The organism is Pseudoalteromonas atlantica, assembly GCA_007988745.1.
Lineage (GTDB): Bacteria > Pseudomonadota > Gammaproteobacteria > Enterobacterales > Alteromonadaceae > Pseudoalteromonas > Pseudoalteromonas atlantica.
Window position 1 is genome coordinate 108,895 of the sequence record BJUT01000002.1, and the last position, 25,152, is coordinate 134,046.

The following is a 25,152-nucleotide window of genomic DNA, read 5'->3' on the forward strand; positions in this document are numbered from 1 at the left end:
CTATGTATTTGAGCTTTTTTAATTTAAGTGAAATGCCTTTCACCTTAACCCCAAACACCGAGTTTTTTTGTGCACTTGAGCCGCACCACGAAGCGATGCAAGTACTTACCACAGCGCTAGAAATGGGGGAGGGATTTATAAAAGTAACAGGAGAAGTAGGGACAGGCAAAACCTTACTATGCAGAAAACTTTTAAATCAAATTGAAGAAGACTACTTTGTGGCTTATTTACCTAATTCTTATTTAAGCCCTGAAGAATTACGTTGGGCTATTGCTGTAGAACTTGGCATGGAGGTAGATAAAAGCCTAGATCAGCAATCGTTAAGTCAGCAAATAAACCATTACTTATTAGAGCTGCAAGAAGATAACGAACGGGTTGTACTACTAATAGATGAAGCGCAGTGCTTGAGTTGGGATACACTTGAAGCGCTTCGATTATTTACAAACCTAGAAACCGAAACCGAAAAGCTTATTCAGGTGGTGCTATTTGGCCAACCTGAATTAGATGAAAAACTTGCTAATAGTAAAGTGAGGCAACTACGCCAGCGGATCAGTTTTTCCTACTCATTGCGTGCAATGACCGCCAGTGAAGTTATTTATTATATTAATCACCGTTTACAGGTGGCAGGCTTTAATCAGCCACCACTATTTACTAATCGTTTAGGATTAAAAATAGCGCGTGCGAGTCGAGGAATTCCCCGTTTGGTCAATATTTTATGCCATAAAGTTTTACTGCAGGCATACGGTGAAGGCCTTAAAAGAGTAACGCCGCGCCATATACATCTTGCCATTGCAGACACCGAAGATTGCAAAAAGCACCATGCTAACCATTACTGGGCTTACAGCTTATTAGCTATTAGTGTTTTTGTTATTGCAATTATGTGGGTATGGAGGCAATGGTTATGAGTGTTATTAATAACATGCTAAAAAATATCGACCAGCGCCAAACTGCACAGCGTAATCAGCAAAGTGGTGGGGTCGATATTCCCCCTGTACGCGACTACCACGATGTATTATTTAAAGTGCTGAGTGTTTTATTAGCGATTGTACTAATTTTTACAGCCTACCTTTATTTACCTTTTGCACAGGCACCACAAGCGAGTAGCGACACGGCTGAAAAAGCATATGCGGTTAATAATAACAGCCAGCCGATTGAAATTGCTCAAGCTAAAATTACCCCCGTAATTAAGCCCTTAAAACAATTAAGCGAAGAAAACACTGGCGCTAAAGCAGCTCATATTAATGCAGATACGCAAAAAGAGCTGGCGCAGGTACAAAGCAATAACGCATTGCTTGATCAGCCAAAAGACGAAGTAATACAGCTACACGCTGCAGACAAAGCCGCGCTACTGAGCAAAAAAGCAAGCCCCCCAGAAGTAAGCGCTAAAGTAGCCACTAGCACAGAAATAAATGCCCCAGTTGAAGCAAAAAGCAGTGCACCAGTAAAAAGCATTACACAGGCTAAGCAGCCGCCCGCTGAAAATAAATTAGTAAAAACTGCCAGTGTTAAACAAAGCAAAGCCCAGCGCATAGCACAGCAATTAAAGCGTGCTAAACAAGCGTTGGAATTTGCTTTATATGATGATGCGATTAACGATTTAACCGCTATTTTACAAACACAACCTGAGCATATAGAGGCGCGTAATTTACTCGCGGCAACGTATTTTCAGCAACAAGATGTACTTATGGCTCAGCAGTTATTAGTTGCTGGCATAAAAATAAACCCTGAGGTTGTGCAGTGGCGTGTAATGCTCAGTAAAATTTTAATTATGCAACAAGAGTACGAAGGCGTACTTAAACTGCTTATAGCCGAACTTGAGCCGCAAGCAAACTTGGAGTTTTGGTTATTAAAAGGTACTGCAGCACAAAATGCGCAGCAACATCAAATAGCGCTTGCGAGTTTTACACAGCTTACACAGCTTCAGCCTCAGCAGGCTAAGTGGTGGCTGGCGTTAGCTACTTCAAAAGATGCGTTGGGGGAATTTGCTGATGCAAAGCACCTTTATAAAGTTGCCCTAGATTTAGGCGGTTTAAATGCCGCAATGACGCAACATGCACTACAGCGCTTAGTCGCATTGAAGGAGGCTGTATGAGACCCAGTTTAAAAATGCGCTTAGGGGACTTACTCGTTCATGAGCAAATGATCACCGAAGCGCAGCTAAGCGAAGCACTCAATGTGCAAGCTGCGTCAGGGCGAAAGTTAGGGGCTACATTAATTGCGCTTGAGTTTATAAGTGAGCCGCAATTATTGCGCTTTTTAGCCCAACAATTACAAATACCGTTTTTAGATATATCGCAGCGCAAAATATCTTCAGATGTATCTAAATTACTTTCAGAGGTTTATGCCAGACGCTACCGAGCATTAGTAATAGAAGATAACGGGGATTCTGTGTTAGTTGGAATGAGTGACCCCGCTGATTTGAGAGCATTGGATCAGTTAGCGCCAATGCTAGCCCCTAAGCGAATTGAGCTTGCTGTTGTGCAAGAAAGCCAGCTTATGGCAGCGTTTGATAATGTGTACCGCCGAACAGAAGAGATTACTAACTTTGCTGAAAAGCTACACGAAGAATACGAAGACGTAGAAGAGTTTGATCTTAATTCCTTAGCAGATGAAACCTCTGACGCCACCGTAGTAAAACTACTGCAATCTATATTTGAAGATGCAGTACAAGTACGTGCCTCAGATATCCACATAGAACCCGATGAAAGGCTATTACGCATTCGCCAACGAGTTGATGGTGTATTGCAAGAGCACACATTAAACCAAGTAAAAATAGCCTCTGCTTTAGTACTTAGGCTAAAGCTTATGTCGGGGTTAGATATATCGGAGAAGCGTTTACCGCAAGATGGCCGTTTTAATATAAAAGTGCACGCGCACAGCATTGATGTACGTTTATCGACAATGCCTGTGCAATATGGCGAGTCAGTTGTGATGCGGTTGCTCGACCAATCTGCAGGGCTTTTATCGTTAGATGAAACGGGCATGCCGGTGCATATTTTAAAACGCCTGCGCAGCATTATAAAACGCCCTCATGGCATGGTGTTAGTGACTGGGCCTACCGGTTCAGGAAAAACGACCACCTTGTATGGCGCTTTAAGTGAGCTTAATCAACAAGAAAGTAAAATTATTACCGTAGAAGATCCGGTTGAATACCGCATTGGACGGGTAAACCAGGTGCAAATAAACAACAAAATAGGCTTAAGTTTTGCCAGTGTATTAAGAACCACGTTACGCCAAGATCCCGATATTATTATGGTTGGCGAAATGCGTGACCAAGAAACCGTTGATATAGGCCTAAGGGCTGCATTAACAGGCCATTTAGTACTTTCTACGTTACATACCAACGATGCTATATCAAGCGCAATGCGCTTAATTGATATGGGGGCACCCGCTTATCTAGTTGCAAGCTCACTACGCGCTATTATTGCTCAGCGTTTAGTTAGGCGTATTTGCAATGAATGTAAAACACCGTATCACCCAGATAAACAAGAACAAAGCTGGCTTACGTATTTAGGCGAAGATGTTAGCAGCACACAGTTTTGGCGAGGCCAAGGCTGCACAGCATGTAGCCATAGCGGCTACAAAGGCAGGGTGGGGATTTTTGAGCTGTTAGAAATGAACGACGCTATGATGGATGCCCTGCGTATTAACGACACACAGCGTTTTGGTGAAGCGGCTAAAAATAGCGCTAATTTTGCACCGCTTTCTTATATGGCTTTAACGTATGCAAAGCAAGGCATTACCTCGTTAGATGAGGTATTTAAAGTGGCTGAATATGTACCTGAAGTGGTAGGTGATGACGATGCAGCTTTATAGTTACAAAGCCAAAGACGCAAAAGGTGCGCTGGTTAAAGGGCGTGTTGAGGCAAATAATGAGGCCGGTGTGGCCGATAGCTTATTAAAGCGCCAGTACATACCTATTTCAATTTCGTTAGTTGAAACAAAAAACAATATAAAGTTATTCGATAACCTATTTAGCGAAAAAATAACCCTTGATGACATGATCATGTTTTCACGGCAAATGTATTCTTTACTTAAAGCCGGGATCCCCATTATTAGGGCAATGATAGGGCTTGCTGATACCACGCAAAATAAAGAGTTTAAAAGTGTATTGCTTGAGGTAACACGCCAGCTCGAACAAGGCCGTGAACTATCTAGTGCGTTAGCTATACACAGCAAGGTGTTTAGCCGCTTAACTATCTCTATGGTTAAAGTCGGAGAAGGGTCGGGACGATTAGAAGATGCGTTTTATCAACTGGCTATTTATTTTGAAAAAGAGCAAGAGACTCGTAAGCGCATAAAAGCCGCTATGCGTTACCCCACTTTTGTTATTTTGGCGCTTTTAGTTGCGATGATCATATTAAATATTTTTGTGATCCCTACCTTTGCCAGCATGTTCGAAAAGTTTGATGCAGAGCTGCCTTTAATGACCCAGATCCTCATTGGCACCAGTAACTTTTTTGTCAATTATTGGTGGCTGCTAGCGCTAATGTTAGTGGGGGGAGTCGTTGCATGGCGTCGGTATTTAAATACGGCGGCTGGGCGCTTTAAGTGGGATCACCACAAACTCAAAATTCCATTTGTAGGCGATATTTTAAAACGCACCTTACTTGGCCGTTATAGCCAAAGTTTAGCCATGGTGCTGCGCTCGGGCGTCCCTATGACGACAGGGTTGTCGTTAACGGCCCATGCAGTTGATAACAGCTACATGGAAAAAGCCATTATCACCATGCGTCAAGATATCGAAAAAGGCGATAGTTTGTTGCGGGCTTCGCGAAGTAGCGAGCTATTTTCACAGTTGGTACTGCAAATGGTAGCAGTGGGTGAAGAAACTGGTCGCGTAGATGAGTTATTACAAGAAGCAGCTGATTTTTACGAACGAGAAGTCGATTACGATTTACGCAGTTTAACCGCAAAAATAGAGCCCATTTTGACGGTGTTTGTTGCCATTATGGTGCTTATTTTAGCACTCGGTATTTTTATGCCAATGTGGAACATGATGTCGGCTATTAAAGGGTAGCCATTGTGACTAACGGTCGTGTTCGTGCAACAGGTTTTTCGTTATTTGAGCTCGTTTTAGTAGTTGTTTTACTGGCAGTTATTATGGCTTTTGCTATACCTCAATATATAGGCATTAAAAATCAGGCACACAATGCGAGTGTGGATGTGGTAGCTGGTGGATTTGCCTCTGCGGTGTTGATGGTCAAAGGTCAGTGGGAATTATCGGGGCGTCCAAAGGGCGTTAATAATACAACACATATTAATTACGGAGGTGTCATTGTTGGTGTCGATGGACACAGAGGCACACCAACGGGTGATAAAACGACTAATACTGATACGCGGGCCAGCGCAATGACTGCACTGCAATGCCAAAAAGTATTAAGTGTAATTTTACAAGATGCGCCTACAAGCACATTAAGTACCGAGGTTTCTATAATAACCAAGGTGAGTTATTTAGTGCGTTATAACACTAAAAACAACCAGTGTATTTATTATTTAACTCATAATTTAAACACCAATAACCTACCTACCGATGGCGCCGTTATGGCTAAAAAAGTAGGGTTTTCGTACTTTCCAACAACAGGCAAAGTGCAAATTTTTAAAAACTAAGTAATTATAAAGAGGCTTACTTATGAAAACGCAGTCATTAAAACAACCAATGAATAAGCAAGCAGGTTTTACGCTTGTTGAACTAATAATTGTAATTGTAATTTTAGGTATTTTAGCGGTGACCGCTGCCCCTCGTTTTTTAAACCTGCAAGGTGATGCTAACGCTTCTACACTCGAAGGTTTACAAGGCTCAATTCGCAGTGGTATGAACATCGTTAATGGTAAATCTATTATCGCAAGTGACCACAAAAAAGCGAGTGCAACGGTTACTGTTGATACCGGGAATGCAGTACCTACAGTGTATGGCTACCCTGCAGCGACAGAAGCAGCTTTTGAAGCTTTTTTAGATGTTGAATTTGCATCTGATGACTCTGCTGATTTTAATCTTGTAGCAGTTGCCGCTGATGAAAAAGCAATTATTTTCCCTAATAGCTACGTGCAAACTGATGATTGTCGTATTGAGTATACACAAGCTGCAGATGCAAACGACGGCACGCCGCCTGTATCTGTTACGCCTCCTACTGTTACGCTTATCACGAGTGGGTGTTAATTTACATAAATGAATAGCAGTAGTAATCAACGATTGCGTGGCTTCACACTGGTTGAATTAATTATTACTTTAGTTATTTTGGGCATACTGTCGGTAACGGCAGTGCCCAAGTTGCTAGGAAGTTCAACAGAGCAAGCATACTCATACAGAGATAGGGTATTAAACGCCCTGCGCACAGTACAATTACGCGCGATGCAAAATACTGCAACAAGCAGCTGCCATAAACTGTATATTTCACCTACCTTGGTTGCGGGGCCAGAGCCAGAAACCTGTACTGGCGGCCCAAGTACCAATAATAGCGAGCATTTAGTTGTTGCTATCAATACCGAGCGCAGCGACGTACGATTTAATGCCTTAGATAGCAATGCTAATGTGTTTACGCAAATTAACTTTGACCCATTTGGGCGAGCAGATCAAAACTGCACAGTACAATGTAAAATTGACCTAGGTCTAGCCGCGGTGTGCATTAGCGGTGAAGGGCTTATTTATGCCTGCCCCTAAAATACAATCAGGTTTTACCTTGATTGAGCTGATTATTGGCATTGTAATGTTTGCTATTGCGCTAAGTATCATTACAGCGCTTATAGCACCTCAAGCAAAGCAAAGTGCCGAGCCTATTGTCGCACTCAGGGCCTCAGAGCTTGGGCAAGCATTAATGAACGAAATATTAGCTAAATCATTTGATGAACATAGCGAGCGCACGCCACCATTTAGGCGCTGCTCCGAAACAAGCTTAGGTGCCCAGCCTTGTAGTACTCATTCTGAGCTTGGTGCTGATAGCGGTGAAGCACGGACTAGTTTTAACGATGTTGATGATTACATTGCGCTCACAGGGCAGCCTATTAGTGATAGTTTAGGGAATACATTAGCGCAATACAGCGACTTTTCACTGGCTGTAAACGTGCAATACGACAGCGACCTAAACGAGGCAACCAATAACGATGGCGTTGCCTTTAAACGAATTACCATTGAAGTAACCTCACCCTTGGGACAAGTGTACGGCTTTAGTGCATATAAAGGTAATTACTAATGAATAGAGCAAAGCAAAAGCGTGGCTTTACCTTAGTTGAGCTATTACTTGTGATGGTAATTATTGGCATTTTAGCCGTAGCGTCATTTTCGTTTATTAGCGCCGGATTTAATATTTACAGCCAAGGTGTGAAACGCCAAGAAGCGGTAGCGCAAAGTTGCTTTGTTTTAACCCGATTAAGTAAAGAGCTTCGCCATGCAACCCCTAACTCACTGCGCTTAAATTGCGATAACGCTAGCAATGGAGCATGTAGCACGCAGCAATGTTTAGAATTTACGCCGTTTTTATCTGCCACTCACTATACCGATTACTTACCCACTAGTGCCCCTTTTGAGGTTACCGCCGTGAATTTTGCGCTTAATAATTTAACTGAGCCACAAATAAACGATTGGGCAAGTATTTATCCATTAAATAGCAGCGATATATACGATGAAAGTCAAAACAAGCGCCTACAAGTTAGTGGCTACAGCGCCGTTACAAGTGAGCTAGATACATGGCAATTTAGCAAAGCATTTGCTCAAGAGTCACCGAGTAAGCGCCTTTATTTATTAGATCAGCCCGTTAGCTTTTGTGTAGAAGGTAATTCACTGTATCGCTATAGCAACTACGGCTTTACTACAAACCAATTAAACGCCGCCAGCTTACAGGTTAGCTCGGGCGTTAAACGCGATTTAATGAGTAATTATATTGCCAATAACTTAACGAGCAGAGCCTTTTTTACGTTAAGTGAGATTTCGCTACAGCGCAGCGCAGTTGTTAATGTGTTTGCGCAAATGGGGTTTAACGACACCGAACAAATAAGTATTAGCCATGAGGTGCATGTGCCTAATGTCCCCTAATATAAAAAACATCAGTTTTGCTAAAAAGCAGCAAGGTAATTTGCTCATAATTACGTTGGTGATCATTGTCACTTTGCTGGCACTAGGGCTGGCGCTTTCTAAAGTGTTATCGGGTGCGGCGCAGCAAAATACCATTGAGTATTACGGCGCGCGCGCTTACATGGCAGCCCAAAGCGGATTAGAAACCGGCTTAAGCGAAATTTTTGCACTAAATAGCACTGCGCAAACATGCAGTGCAGTAACCACCAGTAGGAATTTTAGCACCCTCTATCTAGCCAATTGTGAAGTTGAACTGAGCTGTAGTGAATACATAGCTTTACCCGATAGCAGCACCCGCTCTGGCACCGTTAATATTTACTACTTACAAAGCTCTGCAATGTGCACCGCCAATGATTGTGCTGCCGGTGAAGCATGTCAAAAGGAATATTGGCAAACCCAACGTACTCTAAGTGTGGAGGCTAAAACATTACCATGAGCAAATATACCCTCTGTATTTTATGTTTAATAAGTTTGCTACTAAGCCGATGCGCTATGGCTGTACCGCCTAAAATTGAAGGGCGATTTATAGAGCTACAAGACACGTACACTTCACCCATATGGACAAAAATAAATTTTCAGCAGCAATACATAACCCCTCCTGCGGTATTTATGTTGTCCACTAATCAAGGCGGTAACCCCGCTATAGTGAGAATACGCAATGTAACAACCACAGGGTTTGAAGCATTGCCACTTGAGCCATCAGGAGAAGATGGCGAGCATATAACCATGGGCGCGCACTATTTAGCGGTAGAATATGGAGTGCATGAATTTCCTGATGGGACCATTATGGAAGTGGGGAACACCGACTTACGCCTTGAGCTACAATACGGTGATAAGTCGGGGTTTGCACCTATCACACCTAAAGGTTACAAATCACTGACTTTTAATAAACCGTTTGCGGTAAGGCCTAACTTTTTTCATTCGTTACAAACACTAAATAGTTTAGATAGTAACCCGCCGTCTCAAGCGCTTGTGCCTTTTTTAACCATTGCAGTGCAAAGTGGTTCCTTATCTACAAGCGGGGTAAATATAGCGTTAGAGGCCTCAGAAACCGCATTAGGTGTTATTCAAACTGAAACGGTGGCCTACATGGCTGTAGAGCCTGGCAGTAATCGCACCTTTACCGATGACAATGGGGTAGAAGTGTCCTGGGAGACCTTTTTTACAGGGTTCGAAGTTGATGGTTGGAATGATGGATGTAACTACTTTAATTTTAACAATAACTTTAGTGAAGCACCGCTGGTGGTGGCAAGTAAAAATTCCCGACTTGAAGAAGACGGTGGGTGGCTGCGCAGCTGTAATTTAAGAGCGGATCGGTTAGGGCTGGTGGTTGATGAAGACCGTGATGGCGACAGAGAGCGTAACCACGTAAAAGAAGAAGCCTCTATATTGGCCATGACCAGTACGTTTGTATTTAATGGTGATATTTTAGATTGCGATACTTTATTTCCTGGCGCTATTTCTACCTACAATGATGGACAAGTGCAGCTTGTTCAAGGTGTGGAAATAACCGATAGCAATGCACAATTTATCACCACTACTAATTTAATATCAACGGCACTCACCAACCCGCCTTTGTGTAATGGCCAAGGCTGTGTGGCAACTGGGTATAACTCCCTTGAGCCAAATCAAGCTGCGCAAGTACCCACGGTCACAAACGATGGAAGCTCTACCGGTGAAGTGCCTGTATCGTTAGCTGGCGATTATTTTTATGACGAACTAGCACTTAACTTATTGGAAGATGAGTATAAGGTAACAGCGCCCACCCGTATCTTTTTAAAAGATACATCGTCGCTAATTTCTAGCGCATTTTTGAACATAGGCAAAACGAATATTGTGGTTGAGGAAGGGGCGTATTTAGCTATATATGTCGATGGCGATGTTGCCATTGCGGCCGATGCAAATATTGCTGCATACATTGTCGCAACGGGGGAAGTAAGAATTGCCCAAAATGTCACATACCAGGGCTCTATAACCGCTGCAACACAAGTAATAACCGAGGGCAGCTCTACGTTTGATGCGTTAACAGTGCCAGAGAGTATTCCTGGATTTTGCGGTATTTTTACGCCGGTTTTGCTTGATCACTACCGCATATCATTAAGTGATAACCAAGGCTTAACCTGTCAAGCAAAAGAAATGACATTAACCGCCTGTGCAAACGATGCATGTGATTTACTGTACGATGAGCCCTCCGCACTTGACCTGTCTCCAGATAACAGTGGCCAACAAAGCTGGGTAAGCGGTGAAAATATTACCTTTACAGGCTCTGCCACAGTAGCGCTTGCAAAGCGTACCACAGGCACCGTTACACTTGGCTATAATACCGCCGACCCATCTGCACCGCTGCGTTGTTATATTAATGGTAATAACGTAGGGCTGGGCGGGTGCAAAGTGGTTTTTTCTGATGCAGGGTTTATTTTTAATAACGACACAGCCAATACAGCGAGTATCCCCACTCAATTATCTGGTAAACCCTCTAGCGAGGGTTTTAATGCCGCCGAGCTATCCATTCAAGCGGTTAAAACAAATACTACAACAGGCGTATGCGAAGCCGCATTCCCTGCAGGTGGTCAAGTTGATTTAGATTTAGCTTATAGCTGCAGTGCCGGCGCTACGTGTTCAGATCCAATACAACTTAGTAATAATGCGAATACGTATAGCGTGCAGCAAGCATATCAAACTTTTTCGCTCACCTTTGATCAAGACTCAAAAGCCCCTATTGCTATTAACTACCCTGATGCCGCTAAATTAAGTTTAAATGCACGGGCAACAATTGTATTAGACCCAGTAACTAATTTATCAGTAAGCTTAACCGGCAGTTCTAACGAATATGTAGTTAAGCCCTTTGGGTTAGCGATGCAAGTTGCAAGTGACGGCTATGCCCAAACAGCAAACGATAGTTTATTTAGATTAACGGGTGAGTCATTTGATTTAAAAATGAATGCAGTACAGTGGCGTGCAGGGCAAGACAATAACAACGATGGGATACCTGATAACTATAGCGCTATTCATAGCAACCCCGTTGCCAAACACTTCATTAGCGAGTCTCCTTTAGTAACACATAGCTTAGTATTACCCAGCTCTGGTAATGAGGGGCAAATTGAAGCGCTAAGTACCCTTGCCTTTACTGATACGGGAAACTTGAGTGAATCCATATCGCAGTACGCTTATGACCAAGTGGGTATTATAAACGTATTTGCGGGTTTACAAGATGGCGATTATTTTGGTGTGGGCGATGTAAAAGGGCAGCTAAACAACGTAGGGCGGTTTGCTCCATCGCACTATCAAGTATTAGGTGTTCAAGCTGCTGCGCAATGTACACAGTTAGGCAGTAATTTAACCTATTTAGATCAGCCCTTTGAGCTTGGTTTTACGGTACAAGCGCTTAATCATAACAACCAGCTAATGGCTAATTACAAACAAGGCTTTGAAAAAGCCCAAGTACAAATAAATGCCGAAAACAATCAAGCTGGTAATTATGTACCAGCAACAACGCTAACCAGCAGGTTAGCCAATATAAGCAGCAATAGTTGGAACACCCTAGCCGATGGACAGTGGCAAATGAGCGACAGCACTGCCATGTTAACGCGCTTGGCTATAAATAACCCCGACGGCCCATTTACTATGGTTAATCTTATGGCCACCGTCACTAATACAGAAGGCGCTACGTTAATTGATGCCAACGATGAGCCGAGTACGCAAGCAAGCTGCAGCACTGATTGCAATAGTGTGCGTTTAAACGATGTGCCAATAGACTTTCGTTTTGGACGCTTAGTGCTAGGCAGCAATGCCGGCTCAGATTTAGACTCATTACGTGTGCCTATGCAGGCTCAGTACTTTAATGGAACAGGCTTTGTATTAAATACCGAAGATAACTGCAGTGTATTTGAGCATCCGCAGTTATCCCAAATATCGCCTTCAACGCCAATATTAAGCTATGAGTATGGTGCAGGTGCAGCGGGTTCATTAGAGGCAGGCAGCTACCCTACAAACAATGCTATTTATGCAATACCAAATGGCAGTGGTACATTTACATTAGAATACGAAACAGAAAATTGGTTAAAGTGGGATTGGCTTGGTGATAATTCACAGCAAGATCCCCATGCTATTTTGCAATTTGGTCGCTTTAGAGGAAATGATCGGGTTATTTACTGGCGTGAAACAAGAGAATAGTTGTAAACTAAGATAATAATTGAACAAAGCTTGTGTTTTGTGCTTCAAGTACATAGCATAAGGCATTGGGTGTATTGATTTTTGATGGTTGAAAAATGTTCAGCTTTCAAAAGTGAGTACACTCTAATAAACAATAATAACGACCAAATAATTGCCGCTTTTTGGGACTGGAATATATGCGAATTGCTCCTTTATCTCTGTTAATTTCCGCTAGTTTGTTAGCTAGTAGTGCATTTGCACAAGACACAGCAACAGTAACCGGAATTGAATCAGAGATTAGTATTAAACAAACAGAATACGATAACTCGACACAAATACTTGAAAAACACTTAAAAGAAGAAAGTCAGTTACAAAACCAACTTGAACTACTTCGTTCTCGCTCTACAGAGCTTGATAAAGAGAAAAACCAAGCACTTGATGCGATGAACGAAATGTATCGCCGCTTAATTGACGATCCTACGCTTGATATTAGTGCTGCCCAATCGCGCTATCAAAAAGCCGTGGTTGATCATAAGCAAAATAAAGACGACATCTCAATGCAGTTGGCGGCAATTGCATCTCATCGTAAAGATATAGAGCAAATTCGTGTTGCAAAACATACGCTTTTAAACACCTTAGAAAGCTTAAAAGAGCAATTAACTACAGCCCGAGTAGAGCGTTTACGTAATGAGTTTACCCGCGAAGGTACACTTGAAGTAAACCACACAATTAACTGTAAGCGTACCGAAACGCTCGCAGCTTGTGAGCAACGCGGCCAGCAAATGGGTTTACAAAAAGCCACTAAGCGCTTTGTTGATCAAATATTTGCTAATTTAACAGAAGAGCGAATTGTTGAACCAAAACGCAACATGGCAGGCGCACAAGTACAAATTTTAAGTAGCCATGTAGTTAACAGTGCATTTAGTGGACAAGGCAATTACAACGTTAACTTAAGCGTAACCATGCGCGGCGAAGTAAACAGCAGCCGCCTATGTAACTTATTAAACGTAGATAACCGTTATTGTTCTGAATATGGCTCGCCACTCGCGACAGCGTATCAGCCTGGTTACGGTACAACCTACTCTGATAGTCAGTTAACATTCAGCAACGCCGCGGATAATACCGACACTGTGTCTGTATCGCGAATGAACAATCAGCCAGTGCGCGATTATTCAGTGAAAGCTGCACCTACAAAAAAAAACTATCCATCAATTATAAATAAAGAGAAAAATCAGCAAGTTGAGCTGACTTTACGTTCAAATGTTTACGATGATGAAGTGTTTATTGATGGGGTGAGCTTTGGCTCTACGCGTTTAGTTACGCGTTTACCGCGTGGTGTGCATAACGTAGAAATACGTAAATTAGGTTATAAGCCTTACAAAGTGAGAGTTGATTTAACTAAAGCACAGACTATTCATGCTAACTTAGTAAAAAAGTCTGAGTCGATTGCTGCACCGGCTTACACTCGCGAGCAACCAAAACCTGTAAGTCGTACAGCAAGCACTAATCGCTCTGCTGATGTACAAAATAATGTTGTAGTTGTGCCCGCCGGTAAATTTAAGATGGGCGATATTAACGGCAATGGTTTAGCAAATGAACGCCCGGTTATTGAAAAAGTGATAGCCAGCTCATTTGCTATGCAAACCAAAGAGGTTACCGTAGGTGCCTATGAAGCGTTTGTAGCAAGTACTGGGTATAAAACACAAGCAGAGCAAAGCAAAGGGTGTGCTTATTATTTAAATGGCGAACCCGTATGGGAAGCTAATTTAAACTGGCGTAACCCAGGTTTTGAGCAAAGCAGCGATTTTCCTGCTGTGTGTTTAACATTTAACGACGCGAAAGCGTACGCCGAATGGCTCTCTGGCGAAACCGGCCAGCAGTACCGTTTACCTAATGAAGTTGAATGGGAATACGCCGCTCGCGCAGGTACAGAAACAGAATACCCTTGGGGTAACGAAATAGGTAAAAATTTAGCTAACTGTGGTTGGTGTGGTAGCGAATGGTCAAACAAACGTGCAGCACCGGTGGGTTCTTTTTCTCCTAACGCATTTGGATTATACGACACCGTAGGCAATGTGTGGGAATGGACAGCTAAAGAGTCGGGCGAATCTGATGTTGCAGTAAGAGGCGGGGCGTGGAACTTTGCACCAAGCCTTGCACGTGCTTCAACACGATTAATTTTAGCGCCAGATTTTAGATCTAACTACATTGGCTTTCGCTTAGTCCGCGAACGATAGCATTTAACCAAGGAAGCCTAGCTTCCTTTTTTCACAAATTAACAAAGGTAGTTGCGCTTTATATTGCTCATCTAATTAGGCATGTTAAAGTGAGTGCAGCTAACATAAGAACGTATTTCAAAGGTCATCCAGCCTCATGTTTAAAAAACTCCGTGGTATTTTTTCAAACGATCTATCGATCGACTTGGGTACAGCCAATACCCTTATCTATGTAAAAGAAGAAGGTATTGTACTTAACGAACCTTCAGTTGTAGCTATTCGTCAAGAACGCGCTGGTGGACCTAAAAGTGTCGCTTCTGTGGGTACAGAAGCAAAACAAATGCTAGGGCGTACACCGGGTAATATTAAAGCGATTCGCCCAATGAAAGATGGCGTAATAGCCGACTTTTATGTAACCGAAAAAATGTTACAACACTTTATAAAACAAGTGCACAACAATAACTTTATGCGCCCAAGCCCGCGTGTACTTATTTGTGTACCGTGTGGTGCAACCCAAGTAGAAAAGCGTGCAATCCGCGAATCAGCAATGGGTGCCGGCGCGCGCGAAGTGTACCTAATTGAAGAGCCAATGGCCGCAGCAATTGGTGCTGGGCTACCAGTATCAGAAGCAACCGGTTCTATGGTTGTTGATATTGGTGGTGGTACTACCGAAGTTGCTATTATTTCACTAAACGGTGTTGTTTACTCATCGTCTGTGCGTATTGGTGGCGATAAATTTGATGAAGCCATTATTAATTATGTGCGCCGTAACTTTGGTAGCCTAATTGGTGAAGCAACGGCTGAAAATATTAAACATCAAATTGGCTCTGCTTTTAAAACTGACGAACCAATTGAAATTGAAGTACGCGGTCGTAACTTAGCCGAAGGTGTTCCTCGCTCATTTACACTTAACTCGCACGAAATTTTAGAAGCACTCCAAGAGCCGCTAATGGGCATTGTAAGTGCGGTAATGGTTGCACTTGAGCAGTCGCCACCTGAGCTTGCATCGGATATTTCAGCTCACGGTATGGTACTGACTGGCGGTGGTGCACTATTAAAAGATTTAGATCGTTTATTAATGGAAGAAACAGGCATTCCTGTGGTTGTTGCCGATGATCCACTTACGTGTGTAGCACGTGGCGGCGGTAAAGCACTTGAAATGATTGATGTTCATGGTGGTGACGTTTTTAGTTACGATTAATGAAATTACTGTTTGGACAAACCATCTCTTTGCAACTGCGACTTTTTGTCGCAGTGCTTTTGAGCATAGTGCTCATTGCGGGCGATAAGTTTACACAAGGCGGCACGGTTATACGTACAAGCCTTAATACACTTGTCAGCCCATTAATTTACGTTGCCAACCTACCTTACGAAATATTTAGCTTAGGTGCTAAAAGCCTGCATACCCGCGATCAGTTACTGAGTGAAAACGAAGCGCTGAAAAAAAAGCAAATGCTACAAAGCGAGCAATTGCAGCAATACCAATTTTTAGCCCGCGAAAACCAAAAGCTACGCGCTTTACTTGGCTCATCGGCTAAGCAATCTAATCGTAAAAAAATAGCCCAAGTACTTTCTGTACATTCAAACCCTTATAGTCATCAAGTGGTTATTAACCGCGGTACCACCGACGGCCTAAGCGAAGGCCAAGCGGTAATTGATGAAATGGGGGTTGTTGGCCAATTAACAAAAGTAGGCTCTACCACATCGCGCGTGCTACTAATGACCGACACAACTCATGCTACGCCGGTACGTATACTACGAAACGACGTACGCACGGTAGTCGAAGGCATAGGTAAAATTAACGTTGTTAAGCTTTCGCATGTACCTCATAGCCTTGATGTTCGCATTGGTGATGTACTCGTGACCTCGGGGCTTGGCGGTACGTTTCCTGAAGGTTACCCGGTGGCTGTTGTCACCGAAATAAACCGCGATGAAGGGCGCCCATTTGCTCAAGTATTTGCAGAGCCTATTGCACAGCTAGACCGTATTCGTTTGTTGGTTATTTTATGGCGCAATCAACAGGAGCAAATCAGCGATGATTAATCGTTATTCATTGTTAATTGCCCTAAGCATCTTTTTTGCTTTAATTATGGCATTAATGCCACTGCCTTTTTCGTTTGAGCCTTTCAGACCTGATTGGGTATTACTGGTATTAATGTACTGGTCGCTGGCAGTGCCGCATAGATTAAATATTGGTACCGCGTGGGTTGTTGGCCTACTCATGGACTTAGCCTTAGGCTCGCCATTAGGGGTTAACTCACTCACGTATTCTATTTGTATATTTGTGACCGCAAGTAACTTTCAAAAAATACGTAACTTTTCGCTTTGGCAGCAAAGCTTATTAGTGGGCTTATTTTTAACCTTGTATCACTTAATGCAATTTTGGTTAAATCACTTTTTATTAGGTGTTTATTTTAATCCACAATACCTGTGGCCAGTGGCGACCGGTATGGTCAGCTGGTTTTGGGTCTTTTTACTTCTTCGCAAATACCGTAGACATTTTAGGATCAGGTAATGACAACCGCAGTATATTTGGCATCAGCCTCCCCGCGACGTAAAGAGTTGTTGAGTCAGTTAGGCATTGAGTTTGAACAGTTCAGTGTAGATGCAGATGAAACCCCACTTGCAAACGAGCAGCCTCATGCATTGGTTGAGCGCTTAGCTCGCTTAAAAGCGCAAACAGGCGTAGCGCTTGGTTACACAGACCGCCCAGTGCTTGGTAGTGATACTGTGGTTGTTATTGATAACGAATCGTTGGGTAAACCACGCGATAAAAACGATTTTATAACAACACTTAAACGTTTATCTGGTAATACACATCAAGTACTTACTGCCGTTGCTTTTGCTACACAAACAGATGTACTAAGTTGTGTAGTGAGTACCGATGTGACCTTTAAAACCCTCAGCGATGAAGAAATAAATAGCTATTGGGAGTCAAACGAGCCACAAGATAAAGCCGGTGGTTATGGCATTCAAGGCTTAGGTGGTCGCTTTGTTACACACATTGCGGGTAGCTATTTTGCTGTTGTAGGCTTACCTTTATACGAGACCGAACAATTATTACAAGCATTCTTAAGAAGGTAACATGAGTACAGAATTACTAATAAATGTCACGCCAAGTGAAAGCCGTGTTGCCCTAATCGAAAACGGTGTATTACAAGAAATTCAACTAGAGCGTATAGGCAACCTAGGTATTGTAGGCAATATTTATTTAGGAAAAATAAGCCGCGTACTGCCAGGCATGCAAGCTGCTTTTGTTGATATAGGCCTAGAAAAAGCCGCTTTTTTGCATGCATCAGACATAGTCAATAGCGCCTCAATAGTTGAGGGCGTAGACGACGAGCCAATAAAAAAAGTACAAGACATACGTGAGCTAGTACGCCAAGGGCAATACATTATGGTGCAAGTGGTTAAAGACCCACTAGGCACTAAAGGAGCAAGGCTTACTACCGATATCACTATACCTTCGCGCTATTTAGTGTTTATGCCAGACGCTACGCATGTAGGTGTTAGTCAGCGTATTGAAACCGAAGAAGAGCGTGCGCGACTAAAAAAAATAGTGGCAGAATACGGCGACGATAATGGCAGTTTTATTGTTCGTACAGCGGCAGAGGGCGCCAGTGAAGCGGAGCTAAGACACGATGCTGAATTTTTACGAAAACTGTGGCAAAAAATTGTATCACGTCGTAAAAAAACCAATAAAGCCAGTATATTACACGAAGACTTAACGCTTGCATTTAGAACCCTGCGCGACTACGTAGGTGAAGATATGGAGCGTATTAGGGTTGACTCTAAGCTAACCTATCAAGAGCTAAAGCTGTTTACTGAAGAGTTTGTGCCTTTGCTTTCGCAGGCACTTGAGTACTACCCAGGTGAGCGCCCAATTTTTGACTTATTTGACGTTGAAACCGAAATTCAAAAAGCATTGCATCGTAAAGTCACGCTTAAGTCGGGCGGTTATTTAATTATCGACCAAACCGAAGCGATGACAACCGTTGATGTGAATACAGGTGCGTTTGTAGGGCATCGTAATTTAGAAGAAACCATTTTTAATACCAATGTAGAAGCCACATCAGCCATTGCTAGGCAGCTACGCCTGCGTAACTTAGGCGGTATTATTATTATCGATTTTATCGATATGATCAGCGAAGATCATAAACGCAGAGTATTACATTCTCTAGAGTCAGCACTATCTAAAGACCGTGCAAAAGCCAACATAAATGGCTTAAGCGCATTAGGCTTAGTAGAAATGACCCGTAAGCGCACCCGCGAAAGCCTTGAGCATATTTTGTGTGATGTGTGTCCGGCTTGCTCTGGGCGTGGCTCACAAAAAACAGTCGAAACCGTATGCTATGAAATACTGCGTGAAATAGTGCGCGTTAATCGTGCCTACGATGCCGATAAATTCATGGTATATGCGGCGCCGGCTGTAAGTGAAGCCTTACTCAATGATGAGTATCATAACCTTGCCGAACTTGAACTATTTATTGGTAAGCAGGTCAATATTCAAACAGAGAGCCTATACAGCCAAGAGCAGTTTGATGTGGTAATGATGTAATGAAAACGAAAGCGGTCTGTTTTTTTTGTTTTAGAAAGTTATGGCAAACCTGCGCCATAATTTTAGTATTACTGGCCGTGATTGTTTCTATTTTAAAGTACACCTTACCTTATGCAAACGACTACAAAGGCGATATAGAAACCTACCTGCACGATAAATTTGCCATTAGTCTTTCTATAGGCGCAATCTCTGCCAGTTGGCATGGCGCCGGCCCTGCCTTGGTATTAGAAGATCTCTCCTTTAAGGATAACGAAACTGCGCCTATATCGCTTACTATTGCCAAAACAAGCCTAGAACTTAACCTATGGGAGAGCATTAAAGCCTTTCAGTTAAAGTCTAATTACTTTGTTATTAATGGCTTTCATACCAGTGTAAATATTCAAAATTTATTTAATAACACCAATAACGATGATGTCTCGTTTGAACAAAAAGAGCTAATTGAAGAGCTGTTTTTGGGAGATACAGGGCATTTTGCTATTGAAAATTCGAGTATTAATTTCATTTTAGAAGATGGTAGAGAGCGCAAACTATTACTCGAAAACATAGTATGGCAAAACCAAGATGAACAGCATTTAGGAAGCGGCAGCCTCGCCTTGCCCGGCATTAGTGTGGGTAGCTTTGACGCTCGTATCGCACTTAGTGGCAAAACTATAGAGCAAATTGCGGGTGATATTTACGTACAAGCAAATAGCGTAGATGTGTCTAATTGGTTGGCGCAATATATTAATACTGAAAAACAACAGCTTTACACAGACATAAACTTAAAGTCTTGGCTTAAGCTCGAAAATGGTTTTATCAGCGATGTAAAAATGCAGTGGTTACCTAGCTTTGTGCACTGGCAAAACAACCAACAAGCTAAACAAGTAAGCTTAAGCGAAGGGGGATTTCATTTATTTCCTGAGGCAAACGCTTGGCACTTAAAAAGCACGGGCCTAACATTTAGTAATAACGACACAACCTGGCCAAGTCTAGAATTTGAGGCAAACTTAGGTAAGCAAAATAAAGTGTGGCTGCAGCAGGTTGATCTTTCTTTACTGAGTAACTTGGCGTCGTTAACTAATTTTGAAGCATTACAGCCACTTTTAAACCGCAAACCAAGCGGTTTTATCGATCAAGCCTACCTAGAACTTAATCCAGATGAGCAATGGCAGTTATGGTTTTCAGCTAATAATATTGGCTGGCAAGAAGTGTCTGGTATTCCTGCAGCGCAGGCGCTGAGAGTCTCGGGGCTTATAAATCAGCAGCGCGGGCGAGTGCAGCTATTTGGCGAAAACGGGACTTTAATAACCGGCAACAGCTTCAGTAAAAATATTGATTACAACCAAATTAATATCGATCTGGATTTAGCAAAAACAGATAATTACTGGAATGTAAGCAGTAATAATATTTGGTTTGATAATAACGAAGTTACCTTAGCGGCTGAGCTAAATGTAAGCCTTAGCGACGATCCTCGCTTAGATCTATACGCAGAAGCCTATGCAGAGGATGCCACAGTAGCTGGGCACTACTTTCCGTTAAAGGCAATGAGCCCTCAACTTGTAAGCTACTTAAACGGTGCAATAAAAGGGGGCGAAGTAGCTAAGGCGCAAGTATTATTTGCAGGTCCGCTCTCAGGTTTTCCTTTCACCGATGGCAGCGGCCAATTTGATGTACTCGCGCAAATAGATAACGCAACGTACGCGTTTGACCCCAATTGGCCGGCAGTAACTAACGCTAATGTGCAGCTGCATTTTGCCAACGAGCGAATGGATATTTATAGCCAGCAAGGCCAGTTAGTTAATTTAGAAGTAGGCGATAGCGTGCAAGTGAGTATTGCCGATTTAATGCACGCTGATCAACTCATTGTACAAATAGATAAACGCGCACAAATGGAAAAACTGCATGACTTTTTTGCAGCCACCCCGATTGCAAACCCACTGGCCAATATTTTTGAAGTGGTGCAGGGTAAAGGTCAAGCCGATGCAAGCGTAACTCTTTTGATTGGCTCTAAATTTAAAGGTGGAGCCAGTGTCAGCGGCAAAGTAAAACTAAACGATTTGCCTGTTTATATTGCAGCCCCTGGCATTGCGCTTGAAAAACTAAGCGGCGAGCTCAGCTTTGAAAACGATACAATTAGCATGCAAAACGCCAGCGCTACATGGTTGGGTATGCCGCTTAGCATTAACTATAATAGTGCAAGCGAAGCACAGCAGTACACCGCTAATATTGATATAACGGCGTTACTAAATGCAGATAGACTAACAACCCAGGCGCAAGGTGTACTGAAAGGGTACCTGAGTGGGCAAAGTGAAGTTGATTTAGGCCTTGCACTTAATTTTACTGAGCAAGGCTTTAATTACCGCGCTCAGGTAAGCTCAGAGCTACGAGGGTTAACGAGCACGCTACCAGCGCCCTATGGCAAAACAAGTGAACAGGTTTGGCCGTTAACTGGCATAGTGCAAGGCGATGATATTTCAAATCTTATTACGGCTAATGCTAATCAGCAGTTATATTTTAATGCGATTTTAGAAAACGGTCAGCCGCAATTTAGTAATATGCATATTGTACTTGGTGAGCAAGATTTAGGGCTAAATCAAAAAGATTTAAGCGTTAATATTAACCTTGAACAAACGCAACTAGAAGCATGGTTTGAATTAATAGACCAAATAATTAAAGCCGCTCAAGCTAAGCCAAACCAGCAGTCTGAGGGTATTATGCCGCCATTAAATGAAGTGGTTGCGCATATTGACAAAGTTAATGCTAGCGACATTATTTTTAACGATTTTGAAATGCGCTTAGCGCCCCAGCAAAACGACTTATATTTAAAGCTTAATGCCAAAGAGCTGCGTGCTGAGGTGTTTATTCCTAGCTCTCAGCCAAGCCAGCCGATACGTATAAATAGCGATTACTTAAGACTCAACTTTGCACCTAAAGTAGATGAAGAACTTGAGATCACCGATGTACTGCCAGAGCAAAACCTAGAGTGGCTTAACACAGTACCTGCCATTGAATTTGAATGTGCAGATTGTAAAGTGGCAAGTTATCAGCTTGATAAAGTGAGCGCTTCGCTGGTCGGTAAAGGCGACAAGCTCAGTATTTCTGAGCTTGTGGTTGATAAGGGCGACCATATTTTACGTACCAAAGGGCAATGGCAAGGTGGCTTTACGCAATTTAATGGTGAACTTAAAAGTGACGATATAGGCGCGCTATTTGATGAGTTTGATATCACCACCGCTATAAAAGACTCAAAAGCCGATATTAACTACAACCTTGCTTGGCAAGGCGCTCCGTATAACTTTGATATACCTAGTTTGGGCGGTGAAGTTAAGTGGGATTTAGGCGAAGGCCACATTGCTGAAATAAGTGATGGTGGGGCACGTGTGTTTTCGTTACTTAGCCTTGACTCGCTAGTGCGTAAATTAAAACTCGATTTTAGAGATGTATTTTCAAAAGGCTTTTTTTACAACAGCTTAAAAGGCTCTATGCAGCTAGATAAAGGTATAGCCTACACAAAAGATACCAAAATGGATGGCGTGCCAGCCGATTTAACGATTAACGGCTATGCTAATTTAAACACCCTTGAAATAGATTACGATTTAGCAGTGGCACCACAAGTAACATCTAGTATTCCGGTTATTGTGGCTTGGATGGTTAATCCCGTCACAGGGCTTGCCGCTTTAGCGCTTGATAAGGTTATTCACTCAGCAAGGGTGATCTCCGAAATTAACTTTAAAGTAACCGGCAAAATGAATGACCCTGTGGTACAAGAGCTTGAGCGTAAAAGTAAGGAAGTTACCTTACCGCAAGCTGCGCAAAATCAGCCGCAAGCGGCCAGCACACTCACACTTAAAGATGCCGCGGTAACAGCAACACAATGAGTATGCTAAATACCAATATAATTGCTTTGCAAATGTGCTCAGGCATCAACCCCGACGACAACATGGCAACCCTTGGCGAGGCGTTAAATAAACTCCCCACAGCCAGGCCAATGCTTGTGTGTTTACCCGAGGCGTTTTTAGTATTTAGTAAAAGTGGCCATGATACGCTAGCGGTTGCTAAACGTATTACACACTATAAGCAGCAATTAAGTGCATTGTGTAAAAAGCATAATATTTGGCTAAATGCGGGCACTATCCCTGAGCCACACAAAAATAATAAATACTTTGCGGCCTCGCACTTATTTAATAGCCAAGGTGAATGCGTAGCAACGTACAATAAAATGCATTTATTTGATGTTGATGTGGCCGATAAAACCGCCAGCTATCGAGAGTCAGACTTTACTCAAGCAGGCGATGATGTGGTGGTTGTTGCTACACCGTTTGGTAAAATTGGCTTAACAGTATGTTATGATTTGCGCTTTAGTGGATTATTTAGCGCACTTACGCGCCAAGGGGCTGAAATAATTTTAGTGCCCAGTGCTTTTACAGTCCCTACAGGGCAGGCACATTGGCAGCCCTTATTAAAAGCACGCGCAATAGAAACGCAATGTTACGTTATTGCAGCGGCGCAGTATGGAACGCATCAAAATGGCCGCCAAACATACGGCCACAGTATTATTATTTCACCGTGGGGCGAGCAAATAGCAACGCTTGAAAGTGGGGTAGGGTTTATAAGCGGTTACGCCGACCTAAACCAGTTAAATAAAATTAGAAGAGATATGCCCGTGCAATCTCATCAACGATTTAGAGAGCATTTATTATGAATTCGGTTGAACAGCATTTATTACACGACAGCCAGCTAAATCGAGAAGAACTCGAAAAAACGCTTGGGTATATTCATCAGCATAAAGTGGATTACGCCGATTTATACTTTCAATCAAGCCATCATGAGTCATGGGTGCTTGAAGACGGCTTAGTAAAAGAAGGCTCTTACAATGTTGAGCGCGGAGTGGGTGTTCGTGCCGTTAGTGGTGAAAAAACAGGGTTTTCTTACTCTGATGCCATTAACCTTGAAGCGTTAAACAAAGCCGCAACGGCAGCTCGTAGCATTGCCGATGCAGGCGAAGATAAAACCATTAAAGTATTTAGCGATGTGAAAGCAAAAGAGCAATTTGCCCCGCATCAGCCAATATCAAGCATGAGTGACAGCGATAAAGTGAGTTTATTGCGTGAGCTTGAAAACTACATACGCGAACTCGCCCCTGATGCTGAGCAAGTAATTAGTTCAATGTCGGCTGTATACGAAGAAGTATTAATTGCTGCTAGCGATGGCACGTTTGCTACCGATATACGCCCGCTTATTCGTTTAAACTGCTCCGTTTTACTTGAAAAAAATGGCCGCCGTGAACGCGGTGGTGCAGGGGGCGGCGCACGCTTAGATTATGGTTACTTTAAAGAATTAGTTGAAGGCAAGCCACGTTGGATGGGCTTTGCCGAAGAAGCAGTACGCCAAGCTAAAGTAAACTTAGAGGCAATTGATGCGCCGGCTGGCACAATGGAAGTTGTGTTAGGCAATGGCTGGCCTGGCGTGCTTTTACACGAAGCGGTAGGCCATGGCCTTGAAGGCGACTTTAACCGTAAAGGAGCTTCGGCATTCAGCGGTAAAGTGGGGCAAAAAGTAGCATCTGAGCTGTGTACAGTAGTTGATGATGGCACCATGGCCGATCGCCGTGGTTCACTTAACGTTGACGATGAAGGCACACCTGCAGCTTATAACGTACTTATCGAAAACGGTATTTTAAAAGGCTACATGCAAGATAAGCTCAATGCGCGTTTAATGGGTGTAAACCCAACGGGTAATGCACGTCGTGAGTCGTATGCGCATTTACCTATGCCGCGTATGACCAACACCTACATGTTAGGGGGCGAGCATAGCCAAGCTGATATTATAAGCTCAGTTAAAAAAGGGGTATTTGCACCAAACTTTGGTGGCGGCCAAGTAGATATTACTTCAGGTAAGTTTGTATTTAGCGCATCAGAGGCGTATTTAATTGAAAACGGTAAAATTACCCAGCCAATTAAAGGTGCAACACTGATTGGCAATGGCCCAGAGGTGATGCAGCATATTTCTATGGTAGGCAACGATTTAGCCCTTGATAAAGGCGTAGGTGTCTGCGGTAAAGATGGCCAAAGCGTTCCTGTAGGGGTAGGTCAACCAAGCCTTAAAATAGACCAACTTACAGTAGGTGGCACCGCATAAAACAATAAAGCGCGAAGCAATTCGCGCTTTATAGGTTACCA

Annotated in this window: 20 protein-coding genes; all 20 read left to right on the forward strand. The window is 42.9% G+C overall.

Annotated features, from left to right (window positions below; translation table 11 throughout):
* Window positions 1-2 precede the first annotated feature (2 nt).
* The 20 genes from PAT01_RS02565 to tldD all read left to right on the forward strand — a co-directional run bounded on the left by PAT01_RS02565 (window position 3) and on the right by tldD (window position 25,111).
* Window positions 3-905 (forward strand): ExeA family protein, encoded by a 903-nt coding sequence (locus PAT01_RS02565; protein ID WP_024032502.1) that lies wholly within the window; start codon window positions 3-5, stop codon window positions 903-905.
* Window positions 902-2,092: a tetratricopeptide repeat protein gene (locus PAT01_RS02570; protein WP_138577003.1), complete on the forward strand. Its 1,191-nt coding sequence runs from the start codon at window positions 902-904 to the stop codon at window positions 2,090-2,092. The genes PAT01_RS02565 and PAT01_RS02570 overlap by 4 nt, the downstream gene beginning before the upstream one ends.
* A complete protein-coding gene (locus tag PAT01_RS02575; protein ID WP_096738997.1) occupies window positions 2,089-3,816 on the forward strand; it encodes a GspE/PulE family protein in 1,728 nt (575 codons plus the stop codon). The genes PAT01_RS02570 and PAT01_RS02575 overlap by 4 nt, the downstream gene beginning before the upstream one ends.
* Window positions 3,803-5,020: a type II secretion system F family protein gene (locus PAT01_RS02580; RefSeq protein ID WP_154944659.1), complete on the forward strand. Its 1,218-nt coding sequence runs from the start codon at window positions 3,803-3,805 to the stop codon at window positions 5,018-5,020. Before PAT01_RS02575 ends, PAT01_RS02580 begins: the two co-directional genes overlap by 14 nt.
* A gap of 5 nt (window positions 5,021-5,025) precedes the next feature.
* Window positions 5,026-5,610, forward strand: coding sequence for a hypothetical protein (locus PAT01_RS02585; RefSeq protein WP_024032498.1), 585 nt, complete (start codon window positions 5,026-5,028; stop codon window positions 5,608-5,610).
* A 22-nt stretch (window positions 5,611-5,632) separates the two neighbouring features.
* Entirely contained in the window at window positions 5,633-6,160 is a 528-nt protein-coding gene (locus PAT01_RS02590) for a prepilin-type N-terminal cleavage/methylation domain-containing protein (RefSeq protein ID WP_138577007.1), read from the forward strand.
* A gap of 9 nt (window positions 6,161-6,169) precedes the next feature.
* The gene (locus tag PAT01_RS02595; protein ID WP_138577009.1) at window positions 6,170-6,661 is read left to right on the forward strand and encodes a type IV pilin protein; all 492 of its coding nucleotides are present in this window, start codon (window positions 6,170-6,172) and stop codon (window positions 6,659-6,661) included.
* Window positions 6,648-7,190, forward strand: a complete 543-nt coding sequence (locus tag PAT01_RS02600) for a type IV pilus modification PilV family protein (protein ID WP_138577011.1) — start codon at window positions 6,648-6,650, stop codon at window positions 7,188-7,190. The genes PAT01_RS02595 and PAT01_RS02600 overlap by 14 nt, the downstream gene beginning before the upstream one ends.
* Window positions 7,190-8,029 (forward strand): PulJ/GspJ family protein, encoded by an 840-nt coding sequence (locus tag PAT01_RS02605; protein ID WP_154944661.1) that lies wholly within the window; start codon window positions 7,190-7,192, stop codon window positions 8,027-8,029. Before PAT01_RS02600 ends, PAT01_RS02605 begins: the two co-directional genes overlap by 1 nt.
* The gene (locus PAT01_RS02610) at window positions 8,019-8,504 is read left to right on the forward strand and encodes an agglutinin biogenesis protein MshP (protein ID WP_138577015.1); all 486 of its coding nucleotides are present in this window, start codon (window positions 8,019-8,021) and stop codon (window positions 8,502-8,504) included. Before PAT01_RS02605 ends, PAT01_RS02610 begins: the two co-directional genes overlap by 11 nt.
* A 56-nt stretch (window positions 8,505-8,560) precedes the next feature.
* A complete protein-coding gene (locus tag PAT01_RS02615; protein ID WP_318299729.1) occupies window positions 8,561-12,241 on the forward strand; it encodes an H-type lectin domain-containing protein in 3,681 nt (1,226 codons plus the stop codon).
* A gap of 176 nt (window positions 12,242-12,417) precedes the next feature.
* A complete protein-coding gene (locus PAT01_RS02620) occupies window positions 12,418-14,457 on the forward strand; it encodes an SUMF1/EgtB/PvdO family nonheme iron enzyme (RefSeq protein WP_004585755.1) in 2,040 nt (679 codons plus the stop codon).
* 136 nt (window positions 14,458-14,593) lie between these two features.
* Window positions 14,594-15,637, forward strand: coding sequence for a rod shape-determining protein (locus tag PAT01_RS02625; RefSeq protein ID WP_002958401.1), 1,044 nt, complete (start codon window positions 14,594-14,596; stop codon window positions 15,635-15,637).
* Window positions 15,637-16,479 carry a rod shape-determining protein MreC gene (gene mreC, locus PAT01_RS02630; protein WP_138577019.1) on the forward strand — a complete coding sequence of 281 codons (843 nt, stop codon included), beginning with the start codon at window positions 15,637-15,639 and terminating at the stop codon, window positions 16,477-16,479. Before PAT01_RS02625 ends, mreC begins: the two co-directional genes overlap by 1 nt.
* Window positions 16,472-16,951 (forward strand): rod shape-determining protein MreD, encoded by a 480-nt coding sequence (gene mreD / locus PAT01_RS02635; protein WP_004585757.1) that lies wholly within the window; start codon window positions 16,472-16,474, stop codon window positions 16,949-16,951. Before mreC ends, mreD begins: the two co-directional genes overlap by 8 nt.
* On the forward strand, window positions 16,951-17,520 hold the full coding sequence (locus tag PAT01_RS02640) for a Maf family protein (RefSeq protein ID WP_024032489.1): 570 nt from the start codon (window positions 16,951-16,953) through the stop codon (window positions 17,518-17,520). Before mreD ends, PAT01_RS02640 begins: the two co-directional genes overlap by 1 nt.
* Window position 17,521: 1 nt before the next feature.
* On the forward strand, window positions 17,522-18,994 hold the full coding sequence (rng, locus tag PAT01_RS02645; protein WP_004585759.1) for a ribonuclease G: 1,473 nt from the start codon (window positions 17,522-17,524) through the stop codon (window positions 18,992-18,994).
* On the forward strand, window positions 18,994-22,851 hold the full coding sequence (locus tag PAT01_RS02650; RefSeq protein WP_138577021.1) for a YhdP family protein: 3,858 nt from the start codon (window positions 18,994-18,996) through the stop codon (window positions 22,849-22,851). Before rng ends, PAT01_RS02650 begins: the two co-directional genes overlap by 1 nt.
* Complete coding sequence (locus PAT01_RS02655; protein ID WP_154944665.1) at window positions 22,848-23,675, forward strand: carbon-nitrogen hydrolase family protein; 828 nt, start codon at window positions 22,848-22,850, stop codon at window positions 23,673-23,675. The genes PAT01_RS02650 and PAT01_RS02655 overlap by 4 nt, the downstream gene beginning before the upstream one ends.
* Entirely contained in the window at window positions 23,672-25,111 is a 1,440-nt protein-coding gene (gene tldD / locus PAT01_RS02660; protein WP_024032486.1) for a metalloprotease TldD, read from the forward strand. The genes PAT01_RS02655 and tldD overlap by 4 nt, the downstream gene beginning before the upstream one ends.
* Window positions 25,112-25,152 lie beyond the last annotated feature (41 nt).